This window comes from Mycoplana azooxidifex, assembly GCF_014196765.1.
Classification (GTDB): Bacteria; Pseudomonadota; Alphaproteobacteria; order Rhizobiales; family Rhizobiaceae; genus Mycoplana; species Mycoplana azooxidifex.
Genome location: NZ_JACIEE010000003.1, coordinates 554,316 through 572,438, shown reverse-complemented (window position 1 = coordinate 572,438; position 18,123 = coordinate 554,316). Strand labels below are relative to the sequence as shown.

Here is an 18,123-nt window from a genome sequence, read left to right as displayed (position 1 = left end):
TCCGGGGTTAAATTCTATTGATTTTATAGACAATGGCATGTCGCAGCGCGTTCTCACCTGCGCGCTTCTGGAAACCACCTGATGCCCTGCAGGAAAGGAGCCACCGATGACGCTTGTGTCCGCCCGCTTTCCCCACCAACCGAACGAAGCCGATGGGCTGTCGAAGATCGCGATCGTCGGCCGCGGGTTCACTGGCCTGATGACGGCGATCGCACTTCTCAAGACGGTCGACCGGCCCTTCCATCTCGTCCTCTACGATCCGCATCCCAAGATCGACAACTGGGAGGAAATCGGCCGCCCTGCCTCCACGCTGCTGAACAGCCGCGTGCGGGACCTCTCGGTCAATCCGGCAGCGCGCGAGGATTTCCGGCGATGGCTCGAGGCGCGGCGCAATGGCGGCGAGGTGGCGGCCGGCAATGTCGATCATGCCTTCGTTCCCGGCGAGGTCTTCAGCGCCTATGTCTATCAGCGCTTCTCCGAAGCACTTCGGGAACGGACTGACGTCGTGGTTCAGCTGCGTGCCGACAGCGTGACCGCGATCGACCGGCATTCGCGGGACGGTCTCTCGGTTTCGTCCGGTGAGGGCGGGCAGGCGCGCTTCGATGCGGTGTTCCTGGCGACGGGCTACGGCCTGCGCGACGGGGCCGATGCGAATTCCGACGAAAGCGCGCCTGGGGAGGCGGTGGTCATCGGCGGCGGGGTGCATGCCGTCGACCGGGCGCTGCGGCTGCTTTCCGCCGGCGAGGCATCCCATGTCACATTGATTTCGGCATCTGGCTTCCTGCCGCAGCCGCATACAGCCTCGGCCGTGGGAGCCGTCTCGTCTGGCCGGCCGTTCCCCAACACCCTTCTGGGTGCCTTCCGCCATTTGCGCGAGGCTGCGAACAGGGCTGCGCTGGAGGGCTCCGGCTGGCAGGGGATCATGAACGATTTTCGCCTGCGCGCACGCGACCTCTGGCAGTCGCTGACACCGGAGGAGCGCCGCCGCTTCAAGCGCCATGTGAAGCCGATCTACGACAGTCACCGCAACCGCCTGCCGCCCGGCCACTACGAACGCCTGCGCCAGGCGATCACCAGCGGCGCCATCACCGTGCGCAAGGGCAAGGTCGAGCGCTTGGCGACGAACGGCGTGCTGCTGTCCACGGCTGCGGGTCTGCAGGTCCTTGCCGCAGGCCGGACGATCGACTGTCGCATCCGTCCGACCGACCTCGGCTCGCCGCTCTACCGTTCGCTGTTCCTGGCGGGCCTGGTGCGGCGCGACGAACTCGATCTCGGCGTCTTCGTCGATCGCAGCGGCCGGGCGATCGTGGAGGGGGAAAGGTTCGACGGGCTTTTCGCGATGGGGCCGCTCGGCCTCGGCAGCTTGCCGGATATCGACCTCGTCCCGGAAATCGTGGTGCAGGCCTATGCGGCCGCCGAGGCGCTGGGCGTCTGGCTGCCCGACCGCAAGACAGTGCGTGCTTCGAAGGCCAGCGCGCACGGCACCGCATAGCGGGCTGCGAAATTTAGGAGAAAAAACTACGTCCCCTGCGAAGGTTGGAATAGGCGCCCTCGAAGCGAGGCAAATTCTATAGATTATATGGCCTAATAGAAGATTTTCTCGCAGGGGAACGCCATGAAGATTTCACGCCGCCTTTTCTCGACAGCTCTTGCCGCATCGGTTGCGCTGCCGCTCCTGAGTATCGGCCCGGCCGCGGCCTCCGACAAAGTGGTCCGCATCGGCTACCAGAAATACGGAACGCTCGTGCTGCTCAAGGGCAAGGGCCTCCTGGAAGAGAAGCTGGAGAAGATCGGCTACACCGTGACGTGGACCGAATTCCCCGCAGGCCCCCAGCTGCTCGAAGCGCTCAACGTCGGCGCCGTCGATTTCGGCACCACGGGCGAAACGCCGCCGATCTTCGCGCAGGCTGCCGGTGCGCCGCTGGTCTATATCGCGCACGAACCGCCGGCAGCGCGCGGCGAGGCCATTCTCGTGCCCAAGAACAGCCCCATCCAGAAGGTGGCGGACCTGAAGGGCAAGACGGTCGCGCTCAACAAGGGCTCGAACGTGCACTTCCTGCTGGTGAAGGCGCTGGAAGAAGCCGGCCTCCAGTACGGCGATATCAAGACGTCCTTCCTGCCGCCAGCCGACGCCCGCGCCGCCTTCGAGCAGGGTGCGGTCGACGCCTGGGTCATCTGGGATCCCTTCCAGGCCGCTGCCGAAGTGGCGATCGAGGCCCGCGAATTGCGAAACGGCGAGGGCATCGTACCGAACCACCAGTTCTATCTGGGCGCAAAGACCTTCGTGGACGGCAATCCCGAAGCGGTGGACGTCGTGATCGAGGCCGTTGCCGAGATCGATGAATGGGCGAAGGCCAATACCGCCGCCGCAGCCGCCGAACTGGCGCCTTCCGTCGGCATTCCGGAAGACGTGCTCACCATCGCGCTCGAGCGCCAGTCTTATGGCGTCAAGGCGCTCGACGAGGGCGTCGTCAAGCAGCAGCAGGCGATCGCCGACACATTCTTCGACCTCGGCCTGATCCCGAACAGGATCTCGATTGCCGACGTCGTGCGCAAGGGTGGCGCCTGATGGCGGAGACGTCGGTAGCCGGCTACGCCGCCGGCGGGACGCGCAGGCCCAACCTGAAGGGGCTCTGGACCGCGCTTGCGCCCTGGGCCTTTCCCATCGCGCTCCTTGTGGTCTGGGAGATAGCGGCGCGTAGCGGTCTCGTCACCGCCCGACTGATGCCGGCGCCGACGACGATCGCCGCCACCTTCTGGCGATCGTTGCTCGACGGCACGCTATTGGTCCATACGCTCGCCTCCACCGAGCGCGCCCTGATCGGTCTCGCGATCGGCGGTGGGCTCGGCTTCGTCGCCGGCGTCGTCAACGGGCTCTGGAAGCCGGCCGAGACGCTCCTCGACAGCACGCTCCAGATGGTGCGCAATATCCCGCACCTTGCGCTGATCCCGCTCGTGATCCTCTGGTTCGGCATCGGCGAGACGGCCAAGATCTTCCTGGTATCGATCGGCGTGTTCTTCCCGATCTACATCAACACCTTCTACGGCGTGCGCACCATCGACCCGCAGCTCGTCGAGATGGCCTCGGTCTATGGGCTCGACCGCAAGGCGCTGATCCGGCGCATCATTCTGCCCGGTGCACTGCCATCCATCCTCGTCGGCCTGCGTTATGCACTCGGCTTCATGTGGCTGACGCTCATCGTCGCCGAGACGATCTCGGCCACCAGCGGCATCGGCTACATGACGATGAACGCGCGGGAATTCCTGCAGACCGACATGGTGCTGCTCGGCATCATCGTCTACGCCCTTCTCGGCAAGCTCGCCGACGTGGCGACCCGTGCGATCGAAAAGCGCGTGCTCGTCTGGCACCCCGCCTATCAGGTCAAGCCGGGGGACGGGCAATGAGTGCCGCCGAATTCCACGCGCAGGAGAGCGCCGGGGGGCAGCCGATTTCCCTGTCCCGGGTCGAAAAGTCCTTCGGCAAGCTCAACGTTCTCGGTAATTTCAACCTGGAGATACCGGCCGGTCAGTTTCTCGCGGTTGTCGGCCGCTCGGGTGGCGGCAAGTCGACGCTGATGCGCCTCATCGCCGGCCTCGATACGGCAAGCAGCGGTCACGTCGGCATCGGCGGGCGCAAGGTCGAACGCCTCCATCCGTCGGTTCGCCTGCTGTTCCAGGAAGCACGCCTCGTTCCCTGGCAGCGCGTCATCGAGAATGTCGGCATTGCCCGCGGTCCGAACTGGCAGAAAACCGCACGGCGGACGCTTGCGGATGTCGGGCTCGACGGTCGCGAGAACGACTGGCCGACCGTCCTCTCCGGTGGCCAGCGGCAGCGCGTGGCACTTGCCCGGGCGCTCGTCAGCGCGCCGCAGATCCTGCTTCTCGACGAGCCTTTCGGCGCGCTGGACGCGCTGACGCGCATCGAGATGCATCGGCTGCTGGAGCGGCTCTGGACGGAGCGGGGCTTCACCACGGTGCTGATCACCCATGACGTCGCCGAAGCGGTCGCACTGGCCGATCGCGTCGTGGTGCTGCGGGAGGGTGCGATCGCGCTCGATATCGACATCGACCTCGATCGTCCCCGGCAGGAGCTCGCCGATCCCCGTGCCGTCGATCTCCAGCGGCAGATCCTGGAAGCGGTTTAGAACGGGCGACTTTCGGCGTAGCTGCTTTGCCCCTTCTCCCGCTGCCCGCCGGCCTAATTTTCCGCCTGCCCGGCGCGTTCATCAACCCCCGCAACTTCTGAAAGCTATGACGGCCGCGCTGCGGCCGGCAGTGACCGGGGCGTCGATGCGGGACAAGGCGTGCCTTCGCAACGATCCTTCCCCAGGAGACGACGCCCCGCCTGCGTCTCCTCGAGGACGAGGGTGCCCGGATCGGGACTCTTCCGGTGCCGGGCACCTATCAAGAGCGGCCGGGGCGAGCCCGTTAGGATGCGGATGTCAGCTTGACGTTGCCGCCATGGCCGCCGCCGCCGAAGACCTGGCGGTCACCGAAGGACGAGCGCAACTGGGTTTGGGGTCCGGGAAGGCCGAGTTCCGGGAAAAGCAATTCGGAGAGGCGATAGGCCTCTTCCAGGTGCGGATAGCCCGAGGCGATCACCGTATCGATGCCGAGCGCCTGGTATTCGCGCAGCCGCGCGGCGACGGTCTTCGGTGAACCCACCAGCGCGGTGCCGGCGCCGGACCGCACGAGGCCGATGCCGGCCCACAGGTTCGGCGAGACTTCCAGCCTGTCGCGCCGGCCGTTGTGCAGCGCCACCATGCGCGCCTGGCCGACGGAATCGGAATTCTTCGTCAGCACGTCCTGCGCCGCGGCGATCGCCTCGTCGGAAAGCTTGGAGATCAGCCGGTCGGCGGCCTCCCAGGCCTCATCGTCCGTCTCGCGCACGATGAAGTGCAGGCGGATGCCGAAGCTGGCGTGACGCCCCTTCGCAGCCGCGGCCTTGCGGGCATGGGCGATCTTTTCGGCCACTTGCGCGGGCGGTTCGCCCCAGGTCAGGTACTTGTCTACGAGGCCGCCGGCGAAATCGATCGCCGCATCCGAGGAGCCGCCGAAATAGATCGGCGGCCGCGGCGCCTGCACCGGCGGCAGGCCGAGCTTGGCGTCGATCGCCTTGATGTATTTGCCATCGAGCGTCGAACGGCCCGTCTCGATCAGCTCGTTGAACACCTTGAAGAATTCGGCGGCGTGATCGTAGCGCTCGTCATGCGGCAGGAAGATGCCGTCGCCCGCCAGTTCCTCGGCGCTGCCGCCGACCACGATGTTGAGCAGCAGCCGGCCGTTCGAGACGCGGTCGAGCGTCGAGGCGAGGCGCGCATAGTAGGCGGGCGTCGCCGTGCCGGGGCGGATCGCCACCAGGAATTTCAGTCTTTCCGTGCGTGCAGCAAGGTCCGCGGCCAACACGAAGGACTCTTCGCAGGCCGCGCCGACGGGGATGAGGACGCCCGAGTAGCCGAGCCGGTCGGCCGCCACAGCGATCTCGCGGAAGTAGCCGGGATCGGCCGGTCGGCTGAGGTCGTCAGAGCCGAGATAGGAACCGTCGCCGGAGCTCGGAATGAACCAGAGGAAATCGAGGGGCTGGTCTTTTTGGGTCATGACTGTCTTCCTGCCTGAGCGGGCTGCCGGGAATGGAAAGCCGCCGCATGCGCGGCGTGCACGCGGGATCGCGCGCAGGATAATAAATTCTATAGTTTCGATAAGGAATTTTATTCTCTTCTACCGAAGGGCTTGGGATATTCCTTGCGTTAAGGGGCGCCCCACACTCTTTGGAAAATTGCGGGAGGCCAGCCTCTCTCCTTCTCGCCCTCGAAGAGGTCGGCAGGCAAAGGCGCGCGCCGACGCAGGGCTGCGCGTGGAGTCGAAACTTTTCTCAACCCGCCCACATTTTGGAAAATCCTGCCTGTCACCGCCAATTAGCACATCTAATTTATAGATTATATGATCTGGATCAATGGGGACGACATGACCGACGATAACACCTCCGGCGTCAACCGCCGCAATCTCCTGAAACTCACTGCCGTAGCCGGCGTCGTGGCCGGATCAGGGCTTCTGTCCGCGCGCACCGCCACTGCCGAGGACGGGCTCTCGCTCAAGGGCAAGCGCATCGGCATCAGCGCCACCGGCACCGACCACTTCTTCGATCTCCAAGCCTATAATGCCCAGATCGAGGAGGTGAAGCGCCTCGGCGGGGAGCCGATCGCGGTGGATGCCGGCCGTAACGACGGCAAGCTCGTCTCCCAGCTCCAGACGCTGATCGCCCAGAAGCCGGATGCGATCGTCCAGCTGCTCGGCACGCTCAGCGTCATCGACCCGTGGCTGAAGAGGGCGCGCGAGGCAGATATCCCGGTCTTCACCATCGATGTGGGCTCGGTGAACTCGATCAACAATTCCACCTCCGACAACTGGGGCATCGGCAAGGATCTCGCCCTCCAGCTCGTCTCCGATATTGGCGGCGAGGGCAATATCGTCGTCTTCAACGGCTTCTACGGCGTCACGCCCTGCGCGATCCGCTACGACCAGCTCGTCAATGTGACGAAGTATTTTCCGAAGGTGCAGATCGTCCAGCCGGAGCTGCGCGACGTGATCCCGAACACGGTGCAGGATGCCTTCACCCAGATCACCGCGATCCTCGCAAAGTACCCGGAGAAGGGATCGATCAAGGCCATCTGGTCGGCCTGGGACATCCCGCAGCTCGGCGCCACGCAGGCACTCACCGCCGCCGGTCGTACCGAGATCAGGACCTATGGCGTCGACGGCAGCCCGGAAGTGCTCCAGCTCGTCGCCGATCCGAATTCGCCGGCCGCAGCCGATGTCGCCCAGCAGCCCGCCGAACTCGGCCGCGTCGCGATCCAGAACGTCGCCCGCCACCTCGCCGGCGAAACGCTGCCGCGCGAAACCTATGTGCCGGCACTCCTCGCCAACAAGCAGACCGTCGGCGAGGTCTCCAAGAAGCTCGGCATCGGCTGATTATTGCGACCGGGTCCGGGCATTGGGGGCGGTCGTGGATACCCCCTCATCCGGCCCGTCGGGCCACCTTCTCCCCGGTGGGGAGAAGGTGAGGGAAAGGATGCGACCTCTTCGTTTCTCCCTTCTCCCCACCGGGGAGAAGGTGCCGGCAGGCGGATGAGGGGGCTCTCTGCAAACGAGGACAACGGCCATGGCGGATACTACAAACGGCGGCGCAATCGTCCGGCTGGAAAACATCGTCAAGCGCTTCGGCGGCGCTGCGGCGCTCTCCGGCGCCTCGCTGTCGGTGAAGCGCGACTCGGTGCACGGCCTCGTCGGCCAGAACGGCGCCGGCAAATCGACGCTGATCAAGCTGCTCGCCGGCCTGCACCGGGCGGACGAAGGTACGGTCGAGATCGACGGCGAGGCCTATGACCGGCTGACGCCGCATCTGGTGGAAGAGCTCGGCATCCATTTCATCCATCAGGATCGCCTGCTGGTGCCGACCTTCACGGTGGGCGAGGCACTGTTCCTCGGCCGGGAGCTGCGCATTCCCGGCACGCCCTTCCTCGACCGCACGGGGATGCGGCGCAAGTCCGCCGAGATACTGGCGCGCTATTTCGGCCTTTCGCTGCCTCAGTCGGCGCTCATCGCCGATCTTTCGGCGGCGGAGAAGCAGATCGTCCAGATCACGCGCGCGCTCATCGCCAATCCCAGGGTGCTGGTCTTCGACGAGCCGACCGCCGCGCTCGTCCGGCGCGAGGCGGATCTGCTCTTCCAGCTGATCCACCGCCTCAGCGCGGAGGGCATCACCATCCTCTACATCTCGCACTATCTGGGCGAAATCGTCGATATTTGCGACACGGTGACGGTGCTGCGCAACGGCCGCGACGTCGCGACCCTGCCGGTCGCCGAAACTTCCGCAACCGAGATCGGCGCGCTGATGGTCAACCGCGCGCTCGGCGAGCTCTATCCCAAGCCCGACGTCATACCCGGCGAAGTGCTGTTGCAGGTGGAGAACCTGGCGCTCGCCGAGCGCTTCGACGCCGTCTCCTTCGCGCTTCGCAAAGGCGAGGTCCTGGGCCTGACCGGCCTCGTCGGTTCGGGCGCCAAGGAGGTGGTGCGCACGCTCTTCGGCCTCGACCTGCCGACCGGCGGGGCAGTTTCCGTCAATGGCGAGACGGTGTTTTCCGCCGATCCGGCGGAGGCGACCGAAAAGCGCCTTGCGCTCGTGCCGGAGGACCGTCGCCGCGACGGCGTCGCCCTTGACCTCTCCGTGACCGAAAACACGACGCTCGCCAGCCTCGACCGCTTCTCCCGCGGCCTGATCGATCACGGCTCCGAGCGGCGCCAGACAGAAGATCTCGTGAAGAGGCTCCAGATCAAGACGGACGGCATCGACGCGCTGGTGCGCACGCTTTCCGGCGGCAACCAGCAGAAGGTGGCGATCGCCAAATGGCTGAGCCGCCAGTCGGAAATCTACCTGCTCGACGAGCCCACCGTCGGCGTCGACATTGCCGCCAAGGTCGAAATCTATCGGCTGATCGGGGAACTGGCCGAGCGGGGCGCCGGCATCCTGGTGCTCTCCTCCGATATCGAGGAGCTGCTCGGCATCACCGATCGCATCCTCGTCTTCTTCCGCGGCCGCGTGACGCGGCAATTCACCTCCTCCGAAACGAGCCCGGACCAGGTCCTTGCGGACGTGACGGGCGCCCACGAGACGCTTCGCCATGCTGGTTGACTCCCCCTTCATTCCGGCTTCCGCACTGGAAATCGAGGCGCAGAAGTCGCTCGAACCGCCAGGATCCGGCCCAGCCTTCGGCCGCCGCCTTGCGACGCTGGCGCTCAGGGGCGGCGCGCTCGCCGTCTTCGTCGGCGTTCTGGTGGTCTTCTCCGCCGCAGCACCGTTCTTCCTCACCATCGGCAATATCGGCAACGTGCTCGGCCAGTCGGCGATTGCCGGGGTGCTGGCGATCGGGCTCACCATCGTCATCATCGCGGGCGGCTCGAATGTCGTGACGGGCGGCATCGACCTGTCGCTAGCCGCCAATATGGGCCTCAGCGCCGCCGTCTATGCCTCGCTCGTGCAGGCGGGGCAGGGCGATGGCGTGGCGATCCTCGGCGCGCTCGGCACGGGGCTTGCCATCGGCGCCGTCAACGCCGCCGCCGTCACGCTCGCCGGTATCGTGCCGCTGCTGGCGACGCTTGCGGTGATGAATGTCGTCGCCGGCCTCGAACTGGTGCTGACGCAGAACACCGTGGTGCCGGCCGCGACCGATTTCCTCTCGGCGCTCTCCGCCGGCGGCCCCTTCGGCATTCCGGTGCTCGCCTATATCCTCCTGGGCTTCACCTTCGTCGTCGCGGCCGTCGTGCAGTATACGCCGCTTGGGCTGCGGCTCTATGCGGTCGGCGCGTTCCCGGACGCTGCGCGCGCAGCGGGCCTACCGATCAGATCCTTCGTCGCCGGCTCGTTCCTGGCAAGCGGGCTTTGCGGTGGTTTCGCCGGCATCCTGTCGGTCTCCTATCTCTCGGGCAGCACCACGGGGGCGGGCGACATGCTGCTGCCGGTCGTCGTCACGGCGCTGCTCGGCACGGTCTTTTCCCGCCGGCTGGTGCCGACGATCACCGGCACGCTGCTGTCTGCGCTCTTCGTCGGCTTCCTGATCAACGGCTTCCAGCTTCTCAACATTTCCAGCACGCTGGTGAGCGGCGTGCAGGGTCTTCTGATCCTGCTCGTCGTCTCCGCCACCACGCTGCTCGGCCGCAAGGAGAGCATCTGACATGGCGACGGCCTTCCTCTCCTCCCTCACCCGTGGCATCGGGCGCTATGCGCTGGTCGCCGCACTCACAGCCGTCTTCGCCTTGTTCGCTACGCTCGCGCCGGGCTTCCTGTCCGGCGCCAATCTCCTCAGCGTGCTGGTGAACAATTTCGCGCTGCTTGCCATCGTCGCCGTCGCCATGACCTTCGCCGTCTCGGCCGGCGGAATCGACCTCTCGGTCGGCACGGCGATCGATTTCGCGAGTTTCGCGTTCGTTTCCCTCGTTCTCGCCGGCCAACCGGTCGCGCTCGCCGCCCTCGGTGGGCTTGCCGGCGGCGCGCTCGTCGGCGTCTTCAATGCCGTGCTCATAGCCGGCATCGGCATTTCGCCGTTCCTCGCCACGCTCGGTACGCTCTTCGTCGGCCGCAGCGTGCAGCAATTGCTGACGAACGGCGGCAACCCGGTCTACCTGCCGCCCGCCGGCGTGCCGGAAGCCTTCCGCTTTCTCGGCCATGGCACGGTCGCCGGCATTCCCGTGCCGCTCCTTCTTGCCGCACTCGTCATTGCCGGGGCCTGGCTCGTGCTGTCGCAAACCCGCTTCGGCCGGGTGGTGCTCGCCACCGGCATCCAGGCGAGCGTCGTGCGCTATTCCGGTATCCGGCTGTCCCGCGTCACCGCCGCAAATTACGTGCTGGTCTCGACGATTGCCGCCGTCGTCGGGCTCATCCTCACCTCCACGGTGACGGTCTATATCCCGTCCTCCGGCAATGCCTTCCTCCTGAACGCCATCGGCGCCACCTTCATCGGCACGACCTTCGATCCGCGCGGCCGGCCCAACGTGCCCGGCACGGTGCTCGGCGTGCTGCTGCTCGGCGTGGTCGCCAATGGCCTCTTGCTCTCGGGGCTCAATTTCTACTGGCAGCAGGTCGGCACCGGCCTTCTCATTTTCTCCGTCCTTGCCATCGGCTTCGCCAACCGCAAGGCCGCCGCCCGGGCATGACCCGGATCCCTCGAAAGGAATGCCCATGAGCAGCGTCACCCGGCTCACCGAATCACAGGAAGCCGCCCATCGCATCGTCAACGAAGACGAGGCGCTCGCCGTCGCCCGCGCGCTGGCGGCGGAGTTCGCCGGCGGGGCAAGCCGGCGCGACTATGAGCGGGCGCTTCCGCACGAGGAACTGGACAAGCTCTCGGCCTCCGGCCTGCTCGCCATCACCGTGCCGGCCGAATACGGCGGCATCGACGTCTCCAACGCGGTGCTCGCCGAGGTGACGGCGATCCTCTCAGAGGCCGACAGCTCGATCGGCCAGATTCCGCAAAACCATTTCTACATTCTCGAGGCCCTCAGGCATGACGGCAGCGAGGCGCAGAAGCGCTTCTATTTCGGCCGCGCGCTGGCCGGCGACCGGTTCGGCAACGCCCTCTCCGAAGTCGGCACGAAAACCGTCGGCGACTACAACACGCGCATCACGCCGGACGGGGCGGGTTTTCGCATCAACGGCCGCAAGTTCTATTCCACCGGCGTGCTTTTTGCCCATTGGGTGGCGATCTTCGCGCTCGACCAGCAGGATCGCCTCACCATGTCCTTCGCCCCGCGCGAGACGGCGGGCATTGAGATCGTCGACGACTGGGACGGCTTCGGCCAACGCACCACCGGCAGCGGCACGACGATCCTGCGCGACGTCTATGTGCCGGCGGATGCCGTCGTGCCGCACCAGAAGGGTTTCGAGCGCCCCGGCACGATCGGCTCCGTCGGCCAGATCATCCATGCCGGCATCGATCTCGGCATTGCCCGGGCGGCGCTGACGGAGACGATCGGTTACGTCCGCGACAAGGCGCGGCCCTGGACGGACAGCGGCGTCGAGCGCGCGGCGGACGATCCGCTGACGATTGCCCGCATCGGTGAACTCGCCATCCGCATCGAGGCGGCCGAGGCGGTGCTGGAGCGCGCCGGCCGCAAGGTCGACAAGGCGCAGGTCAGTCCCGGCGAGGAGAATTCCATTGCCGCGACGCTGGCCGTGGCCGCCGCCAAGGTGCTGACGACCGAAATCGCCATCGACGCCACCAACGTGCTGTTCGAACTCGCCGGCACCTCCGCGACGAAGCGCGGCCTCAACCTCGAACGCCACTGGCGCAATGCCCGCACCCACACGCTGCATGACCCGGTGCGCTGGAAATACCACGTCGTCGGCAATTACCACCTCAATGGCGTCCCGCCGCCGAAGAACGGTGCACTCTGAAGTCCAGCTATTGTTGTGGGGCGATAGAGAGCGAACCGACCGCATGTAGCGGGTTGCCCCTCACCCTAACCCTCTCCCCGCGAGCGGGGAGAGGGGACGTGCCCTGAGAAGGGCTTAGATCGAAGAAAGCTGAGCGGCGCATTACCTTCTCCCCGCTTGCGGGGAGAAGGTGGCCGGCAGGCCGGATGAGGGGCGGAAGATGAGTTCGAACGGCCGCTCTCCCCCTCCTCCCACCCAGCCTCAGCTGTACAGGCTCGGCTCCGGCACGCGGCCGTTGAGGGTGAAGTCGCCGACCTCGCGGGCCTTGTAGAAGACCGGATCGTGCAGTGTATGGGTGCGCACGTTGCGCCAGTAGCGGTCGAAGCGGTAGTGAGAGGCTGTCGAGCGGGCGCCGGTCAGTTCGAAGATGCGGGCGGTGACGTCGAGGGCCACATGGGTGGCGTTGACCTTGGCCGCATAGGCCTCGATCGCCGCCTCCCCGCGTTCGCGGTCGGTGACGCCGCGGCCGCGCGCAAGCGCCGACTGAACGGCGGTTGCGGCTGCGTCGGCCAGCGCCACGGAGGCTTTCAGGGCCGCACGGAATTCACCGATGCGTTCCAGGATATACGGATCCTCGCTTGCCTTTTCGACGCCGGACGTGAGCCAGGGGCGCGTCGTCGTGCGCACGTAGTCAATGGCCGCGTCCAGCGCGCCTTCCGCCGTGCCGAGGTAGAAATTGACGAACACGAGCTGGATCAGCGGCGTATTGAAGGTCGCCTGCACGGCAGGGGGCGCATCCTTGTCGGCGAACGGCAGGATGAAGTCGCTTTCGTAGACCGGAGAATCGCGGAACTCGACGCTGCCGCTGTCGGAGAGCCGCTGGCCGATATTGTCCCAGTCGTCATTGGCGATGTAGCCGGGGCGATCGGTCGGCAGCACGAAATTGGCGACCTGGTCACCGAAGGCGGCATTGGCATTGATGCGATCGGAAACGCGGGCGCCGGTCGAAAACGTCTTGCGGCCGTTGAGCAGATAGTGCTCGCCCTCCTTCCTGAGCGTCAGGCCCGGGTCGCGCGGATTGACCGCAGCGCCCCAATAGAGCGTCTTCGCGACAGTCTCGACGCCGAGGTCCCAGGCCTTGTCCGGATCTTCCGCCGCCCAATAGATGTACTGGCTGTTGACGAAATGATAGCCGAGAAGCTGGCCGATCGAGCTTTCGCCGCGCGCCAGGATACGCACCAGACGGAGGCCATCGACCCAGTCCAGCCCGCCGCCGCCGATTTCAACCGGATGGAGGGCCGAAAGCAGCCCTTCCTTCTTCAGCTGTTCGATTTCCGCTTTCGGCGGTTTGCCTTCAGCATCCAGCGCCGCGCCGCGGCGGGCGAGGTCGGCGGAAATCGCCTCCGCCTTGGCGAAGAGCTTTGCCCGGTCGTCGTGAAGATTGGGGTCCTTGAGAAGGTGCAGGGCGGTCATGGCTGGTCTCCTGTTCTACAGCCTTTCGGCAATTCGCCCCACATCTTCCCCGAGGCGCAATCTTCGGGCCAGCAAAGCCATTTCCGAAATTAATATATCTAAAAGATAGAATTTCTGTATTTTCGCAACGAAGGCTCTATTCTCCGCAAACTTCGATGCCGTTCGGCATCCAAAAGATGCTGGAGATCGCCATGGCCCGCCCTATCCGCTTCAACGCCTTCGACATGAACTGCGTGGGTCACCAGTCGCCGGGCCTTTGGGCGCATCCGCGCGACAAGTCGTGGAAATACAAGGACCTGGACTATTGGCAGGATCTGGCCCGCACGCTGGAGCGCGGCGTCTTCGACGGCATCTTCATCGCCGACGTTATCGGCTACTACGACGTCTACAAGGGCTCGAACTACCATGCCATCCACCAGGCGGCGCAGCTCCCGGTGAACGACCCGCTGCAACTCGCCGCCCCCATCGCGCTTGCCACGGAGCACCTCGGCATCGGGATTACCGCCTCGACGTCCTTCGAGCATCCCTACACCTTTGCCCGGCGCATCGCGACGGCCGACCATCACACGAAGGGTCGCGTCGGCTGGAACATCGTCACCTCCTATCTGGAAAGCGGCGCAAAGAATGTCGGTCAGGGCGGCCTTCGCCGGCATGACAACCGCTACGAGGTAGCCGCCGAATATGTCGAAGTGCTCTACAAGCTGCTCGAAGGCTCGTGGGAAGAGGGTGCCGTGGTGCGCGACGGCGAAAAACGCATCTTCACCCATCCCGAAAAGGTCCACGAGATCGCCCACAAGGGCAAATTCTTCGAGGTTCCCGGCTATGGCCTGACGGAACCCTCGCCGCAGCGCACGCCGGTGCTCTACCAGGCCGGCGCCTCCGGTCCCGGCAAGGCGTTCGCCGCCGCCCATGCCGAATGCATTTTCGTCGCCGCGCCGACGAAGTCCGTGCTGAAGGCCTACGTCGCCGACATACGCCAGCGCATCGCCGCCACCGGCCGCGATCCGAAGAAGGTCTTCATCTACACGCTCATCACCATCATCACCGACGAGACGGAAGAGAAAGCGCAGAAGAAGTTCGAGGACTACAAGAGCTACGTCTCCTATGACGGCTCGCTCACCTTCATGTCGGGCTGGAGCGGCATCGACTTCGGCCAATACGCGCCGACGGATGTAGTGGAAAGGATCGAGACCAACGCCATCCATTCCTTCGTCGAGCACGTTGCCGGTGGCGACAAGTCCTGGACGATCGACGAACTCGCCCGGTTCGGCGGCATCGGCGGCATGGGGCCGGTCTTCGTCGGCTCGCCGGAGCGCATCGCCGATATTCTGCAGGAATGGGTTGCCGACACCGACGTCGACGGCTTCAACATCGCCTATGCGGTGACGCCCGACAGTTTCGAGGATGTCGTCGCCCATATCGTGCCGGAGCTGCAGAAGCGCGGCGCCTATCCTATCGCCTACAGGCCGGGCACCCTGCGCGAAAAACTCTTCGGCGAAGGCCCGTACCTGCCGAAGACGCATCCGGCCGACGGCTATCGCGACATCGAGTCGGTAAAGCGCCGCGAGGCCGAGGGCGTGCAGGCCTTGAGATCGGTCGGCGCCTGACGGCCAGCCTCGCGCCGCCGGCCGCGGCCCGGTGCTCTGTCGACCCCGTGGCCGGCGGCCAGTAGCGGAACGCCGCAGGCGTAGCCCTGCCATCGGCACTCAATTCGGCATTCCATGCGGCGCGGCTTCAGGTCGATCAGCGCTCGCGGGAGCATGGCCGACGAAGCGATCCGTCGGGCCCTGGAGGGCCGTTGCCCGATCGAACGGCCCGAGACCGAGGGCAGCGCTCGCGTTGCCGGGCATCCGGCGGAGGCGGGTAGGGACAAAGCCTATCCCAATGGACGGCGGGGCACCGGTCAGACCGCACTCGCGACGCGCTCTCCTCGCGGTTCTACCGCAAAAGGGTGACGACCGTAATTCTTGCCTCGGGTCGGTGATCATCTAGAATCCCGGCCAGGTGAGGAAACATCGAGAAACACATGGCGACGGTTCAGGTCCTCGTTCCCTGCTATAACTACGCTCGATATCTGGAGCAATGCGTCCAGAGCGTTCTCGATCAGGAAGGCGTCGACGTCGACGTCCTTATCATCGACGATTGCTCGTCCGACGACACGCCACGGGTCTGCGCCGATCTGATGCGCCGTGACCCGCGCATCCGGGTCATTCGCCATGAGACCAACAGGGGTCACATCGCGACATACAACGAGGGCATCGCACAGATCCGTGGCGACTACTTCGTCCTGCTTTCGGCAGACGACCTGCTCACGCCTGGCGCCCTGTCGCGGGCCACGTCGCTGATGGACACCAATCCGAATGTCGGCATGACCTACGGGCAACCGATCTCTTTCACGGATGTCCTTCCGCCGGCGCGCACCTCGTCGAGCAGCACCTCGATCTGGAATGGAAGGAAGTGGATCCGACACATCTGTCGATCGGGAAAGAACTTCGTCGTCTGCCCGGAGGCGGTCGTTCGCGCCGATATTCAGAGGCGGATCGGCGGCTACAGTGCTGATCTCCCGCATTCCGCCGACATGGAAATGTGGCTGCGAATCGCAGCTATTTCCGACATCGGCCGCGTCCACGGCGCCGACCAGGCCTACTACCGCGTCCATGTGCTCAGCATGCAGCGAACCATCCACGCCGGCGTATTGTTCGACCTGGAGGGACGGCACAAGGCTTTCAAGGCCGCGTTCGAAAAGGAGGGCGCGGACCTGTCGGACCGGGACGAGCTCTATGGCCTCGCAAGGCGCTCGCTCGCCATTATGGCGCTCCAACATGCGCGCAAGCTTTGCGATTTTCCCGCAGAGAACGACGTCTCGCCGGCAAAGTATCGCGAATTCGCCGTTTCGCTGTGGCCGGATATCGTTGACACATCCGGATACCGTGCGCTGGTGGCCGACGAGCGTCGCCATGACAGGAGCGCCGTGCAGGCCGCCCTTGCCCGCCAAAGCGCGCGATTGCGCCTATTCGCGGAGCGCGAGATCTTCAACAGGGTCGATTGGCATTGGGCCCGATACACCGGCATACACGTTCCGCGATTCTACTTATGATCGCCATGCCCCGCGACATCGCGAGGACCGCTTACCGGCCTGGCCATCAAAGGCAGCACGCATGCTGACGACGGTGTTGAGAGATGACGTTTCCCGCAGCGGCAGGCCCACGCCTGACGCGTATCGGGGACGTGTGCGCGGCAAGGCTGCCGTCGTCGCCGGCGCCACGACCGCCCGGGCTGTCGCAGGCACGCCAGACCCGGTAAGCCGCAAGACCAGGGCACGGCTGCCGTGGCCCATTGTCGTCTTCGTCGTCGGCCTCGTCATTCCATGGATCATACCGCTCGGCCCGATGAACCTGTCGGTGTACCGGATCGTCCTGCTCGCCACCTTGTTGCCATGCCTGTTCATGTGGGTCAGCGGCAGGGCAGGGCCAATCCGCTTTGCGGATATCGCCGTCCTGCTGTTCAGCCTCTGGGCTTCGCTGAGCCTCGCCGTCGTCCACGGTATCGGGCCGGGGATCGAGGCGATTGGAATCCTGAACATCGAGACCCTGGGGGCCTATTTCCTGGCGCGCTGCTATATCCGGACGGCAGAAGACTTCCGCAATATTGTCCGGCTCGCCTGCTGGCTGGTCTTGATCCTCCTTCCGTTCGCCCTCTACGAATGGACGACCGGCCAGAAGCCGCTGTTGACGGTCCTTGGAACGGTCTTTCCGACCGTCGAGATCACGCTGATGGAGCCGCGAATGGGATTCTGGCGCGTCCAGGGGCCGTTCGGACATTCGATCGTCTTCGGTCTCTTCTGCGGGAGCCTTCTCGCGCTGGCCTATCAGGTGCTCGGTTACGGAAGAATGGGCCTGTCGCGCTGGGTCTGGCCGGCCGCCATTTTCTTCACGGCCTTTCTGTCGATGTCGTCGGCGCCCATTGCCGGTATGGTGATGCAACTGGCGTTCATCGGCTGGAATCTGGCGCTGCATCGGTTCAGCTACCGATGGAAGATTTTCTGGGGGATCGTCTTCCTAGGGTATCTGATCGTTGAATTCGGCTCCAACCTGACCCCTGTGCAGTTCTACATATCTCGCTTCACCTTCGACCCGCAGACCGGCTGGTTTCGCCTGCTGATCTGGGAATTCGGCTCCGCCTCGGTCGCGAACCATCCGCTGTTCGGCATCGGCATGGGCGACTGGGCGCGGCCGTCGTGGATGCCAGACAGCGTCGACAACTTCTGGCTCCTGATTGCGATGCGACACGGCATTCCGGGCGTCATCCTGATCTTCGCAGCCTGCCTGGTCGCGATCTGCGGGGTTGCCTATAGAAAAAGCGTCGACGAGAAGATCGACGCCTATCGCTCCGGATATGTCATCTGCATGGCGATGTTCATGCTCGTCGGCTGCACGGTCCACATCTGGGCCGCGAACTATGCATGGTTCCTGTTCCTGCTGGGAAGCGGCATCTGGATGCTGGACGCGAAGCCCGGGGAAGGGGTCCCGATCGAACAACCGGGCGTTCGGGCGCGCAGGTCTGCGCGAACGCCGGCGGCGATCGAGCGGAAGGGCCGAAGGGAGCGTCCTGAGGCCGAAGTGCGGGGTTAGCTGCAGCCGCTGCGCGGCGACCCTGGCGAAGCCGGCAGGCAGGCCCGTGCGCCTATGCGCGTGAACGTCGGGGCTGGAGCGCCCCGTGAATTG

The 18,123-nt window shown here is 65.3% G+C and carries 14 protein-coding genes; 12 read left to right on the top strand and 2 right to left on the bottom strand.

The window, feature by feature from the left end; genetic code table 11:
- Positions 1 to 106 precede the first annotated feature (106 nt).
- From GGQ64_RS09195 to GGQ64_RS09180, 4 genes are all read left to right on the top strand, one after another.
- The gene (locus tag GGQ64_RS09195; RefSeq protein ID WP_183802475.1) at positions 107 to 1,492 is read left to right on the top strand and encodes an FAD/NAD(P)-binding protein; all 1,386 of its coding nucleotides are present in this window, start codon (positions 107 to 109) and stop codon (positions 1,490 to 1,492) included.
- Between the two features lie 123 nt (positions 1,493 to 1,615).
- A complete protein-coding gene (locus GGQ64_RS09190) occupies positions 1,616 to 2,569 on the top strand; it encodes a sulfonate ABC transporter substrate-binding protein (protein WP_183802472.1) in 954 nt (317 codons plus the stop codon).
- A complete protein-coding gene (locus tag GGQ64_RS09185; protein ID WP_183802468.1) occupies positions 2,569 to 3,405 on the top strand; it encodes an ABC transporter permease subunit in 837 nt (278 codons plus the stop codon). Before GGQ64_RS09190 ends, GGQ64_RS09185 begins: the two co-directional genes overlap by 1 nt.
- Entirely contained in the window at positions 3,402 to 4,145 is a 744-nt protein-coding gene (locus GGQ64_RS09180) for an ABC transporter ATP-binding protein (protein WP_183802465.1), read from the top strand. The genes GGQ64_RS09185 and GGQ64_RS09180 overlap by 4 nt, the downstream gene beginning before the upstream one ends.
- Before the next feature lie 283 nt (positions 4,146 to 4,428).
- Here GGQ64_RS09180 and ssuD read toward each other — a convergent pair whose 3' ends face one another.
- Positions 4,429 to 5,598 carry an FMNH2-dependent alkanesulfonate monooxygenase gene (ssuD, locus tag GGQ64_RS09175; protein WP_183802462.1) on the bottom strand — a complete coding sequence of 390 codons (1,170 nt, stop codon included), beginning with the start codon at positions 5,596 to 5,598 and terminating at the stop codon, positions 4,429 to 4,431.
- 366 nt (positions 5,599 to 5,964) lie between these two features.
- On the opposite strand from ssuD, the gene GGQ64_RS09170 reads away from it, so the two are divergent.
- From GGQ64_RS09170 to GGQ64_RS09150, 5 genes are all read left to right on the top strand, one after another.
- The gene (locus GGQ64_RS09170) at positions 5,965 to 6,969 is read left to right on the top strand and encodes a sugar ABC transporter substrate-binding protein (protein ID WP_183802459.1); all 1,005 of its coding nucleotides are present in this window, start codon (positions 5,965 to 5,967) and stop codon (positions 6,967 to 6,969) included.
- A gap of 190 nt (positions 6,970 to 7,159) precedes the next feature.
- On the top strand, positions 7,160 to 8,689 hold the full coding sequence (locus tag GGQ64_RS09165) for a sugar ABC transporter ATP-binding protein (RefSeq protein WP_183802456.1): 1,530 nt from the start codon (positions 7,160 to 7,162) through the stop codon (positions 8,687 to 8,689).
- Positions 8,679 to 9,728, top strand: coding sequence for an ABC transporter permease (locus GGQ64_RS09160; RefSeq protein ID WP_183802453.1), 1,050 nt, complete (start codon positions 8,679 to 8,681; stop codon positions 9,726 to 9,728). Before GGQ64_RS09165 ends, GGQ64_RS09160 begins: the two co-directional genes overlap by 11 nt.
- Before the next feature lies 1 nt (position 9,729).
- Positions 9,730 to 10,707 carry an ABC transporter permease gene (locus tag GGQ64_RS09155; RefSeq protein ID WP_183802450.1) on the top strand — a complete coding sequence of 326 codons (978 nt, stop codon included), beginning with the start codon at positions 9,730 to 9,732 and terminating at the stop codon, positions 10,705 to 10,707.
- Positions 10,708 to 10,732: 25 nt separating this feature from the next.
- On the top strand, positions 10,733 to 11,947 hold the full coding sequence (locus tag GGQ64_RS09150) for an SfnB family sulfur acquisition oxidoreductase (RefSeq protein WP_183802447.1): 1,215 nt from the start codon (positions 10,733 to 10,735) through the stop codon (positions 11,945 to 11,947).
- A 240-nt stretch (positions 11,948 to 12,187) separates the two neighbouring features.
- On the opposite strand, the gene GGQ64_RS09145 is transcribed toward GGQ64_RS09150, so the two are convergent.
- A complete protein-coding gene (locus GGQ64_RS09145) occupies positions 12,188 to 13,399 on the bottom strand; it encodes an acyl-CoA dehydrogenase family protein (protein ID WP_183802444.1) in 1,212 nt (403 codons plus the stop codon).
- A gap of 191 nt (positions 13,400 to 13,590) precedes the next feature.
- On the opposite strand from GGQ64_RS09145, the gene GGQ64_RS09140 reads away from it, so the two are divergent.
- From GGQ64_RS09140 to GGQ64_RS09130, 3 genes are all read left to right on the top strand, one after another.
- Positions 13,591 to 15,006 (top strand): LLM class flavin-dependent oxidoreductase, encoded by a 1,416-nt coding sequence (locus tag GGQ64_RS09140; protein WP_183802441.1) that lies wholly within the window; start codon positions 13,591 to 13,593, stop codon positions 15,004 to 15,006.
- Between the two features lie 419 nt (positions 15,007 to 15,425).
- Positions 15,426 to 16,496: a glycosyltransferase family 2 protein gene (locus GGQ64_RS09135; RefSeq protein ID WP_183802438.1), complete on the top strand. Its 1,071-nt coding sequence runs from the start codon at positions 15,426 to 15,428 to the stop codon at positions 16,494 to 16,496.
- A 61-nt stretch (positions 16,497 to 16,557) separates the two neighbouring features.
- Positions 16,558 to 18,030, top strand: coding sequence for an O-antigen ligase family protein (locus GGQ64_RS09130; RefSeq protein WP_183802434.1), 1,473 nt, complete (start codon positions 16,558 to 16,560; stop codon positions 18,028 to 18,030).
- Positions 18,031 to 18,123: the final 93 nt, after the last annotated feature.

Coding starts and splice junctions, on each gene's coding strand:
- GGQ64_RS09195 (WP_183802475.1), top strand. CDS start 107: ATGACGCTTGTGTCCGCCCGCTTTCCCCACCAACCGAACGAAGCCGAT.
- GGQ64_RS09190 (WP_183802472.1), top strand. CDS start 1,616: ATGAAGATTTCACGCCGCCTTTTCTCGACAGCTCTTGCCGCATCGGTT.
- GGQ64_RS09185 (WP_183802468.1), top strand. CDS start 2,569: ATGGCGGAGACGTCGGTAGCCGGCTACGCCGCCGGCGGGACGCGCAGG.
- GGQ64_RS09180 (WP_183802465.1), top strand. CDS start 3,402: ATGAGTGCCGCCGAATTCCACGCGCAGGAGAGCGCCGGGGGGCAGCCG.
- ssuD (WP_183802462.1), bottom strand. CDS start 5,598: ATGACCCAAAAAGACCAGCCCCTCGATTTCCTCTGGTTCATTCCGAGC.
- GGQ64_RS09170 (WP_183802459.1), top strand. CDS start 5,965: ATGACCGACGATAACACCTCCGGCGTCAACCGCCGCAATCTCCTGAAA.
- GGQ64_RS09165 (WP_183802456.1), top strand. CDS start 7,160: ATGGCGGATACTACAAACGGCGGCGCAATCGTCCGGCTGGAAAACATC.
- GGQ64_RS09160 (WP_183802453.1), top strand. CDS start 8,679: ATGCTGGTTGACTCCCCCTTCATTCCGGCTTCCGCACTGGAAATCGAG.
- GGQ64_RS09155 (WP_183802450.1), top strand. CDS start 9,730: ATGGCGACGGCCTTCCTCTCCTCCCTCACCCGTGGCATCGGGCGCTAT.
- GGQ64_RS09150 (WP_183802447.1), top strand. CDS start 10,733: ATGAGCAGCGTCACCCGGCTCACCGAATCACAGGAAGCCGCCCATCGC.
- GGQ64_RS09145 (WP_183802444.1), bottom strand. CDS start 13,399: ATGACCGCCCTGCACCTTCTCAAGGACCCCAATCTTCACGACGACCGG.
- GGQ64_RS09140 (WP_183802441.1), top strand. CDS start 13,591: ATGGCCCGCCCTATCCGCTTCAACGCCTTCGACATGAACTGCGTGGGT.
- GGQ64_RS09135 (WP_183802438.1), top strand. CDS start 15,426: ATGGCGACGGTTCAGGTCCTCGTTCCCTGCTATAACTACGCTCGATAT.
- GGQ64_RS09130 (WP_183802434.1), top strand. CDS start 16,558: ATGCTGACGACGGTGTTGAGAGATGACGTTTCCCGCAGCGGCAGGCCC.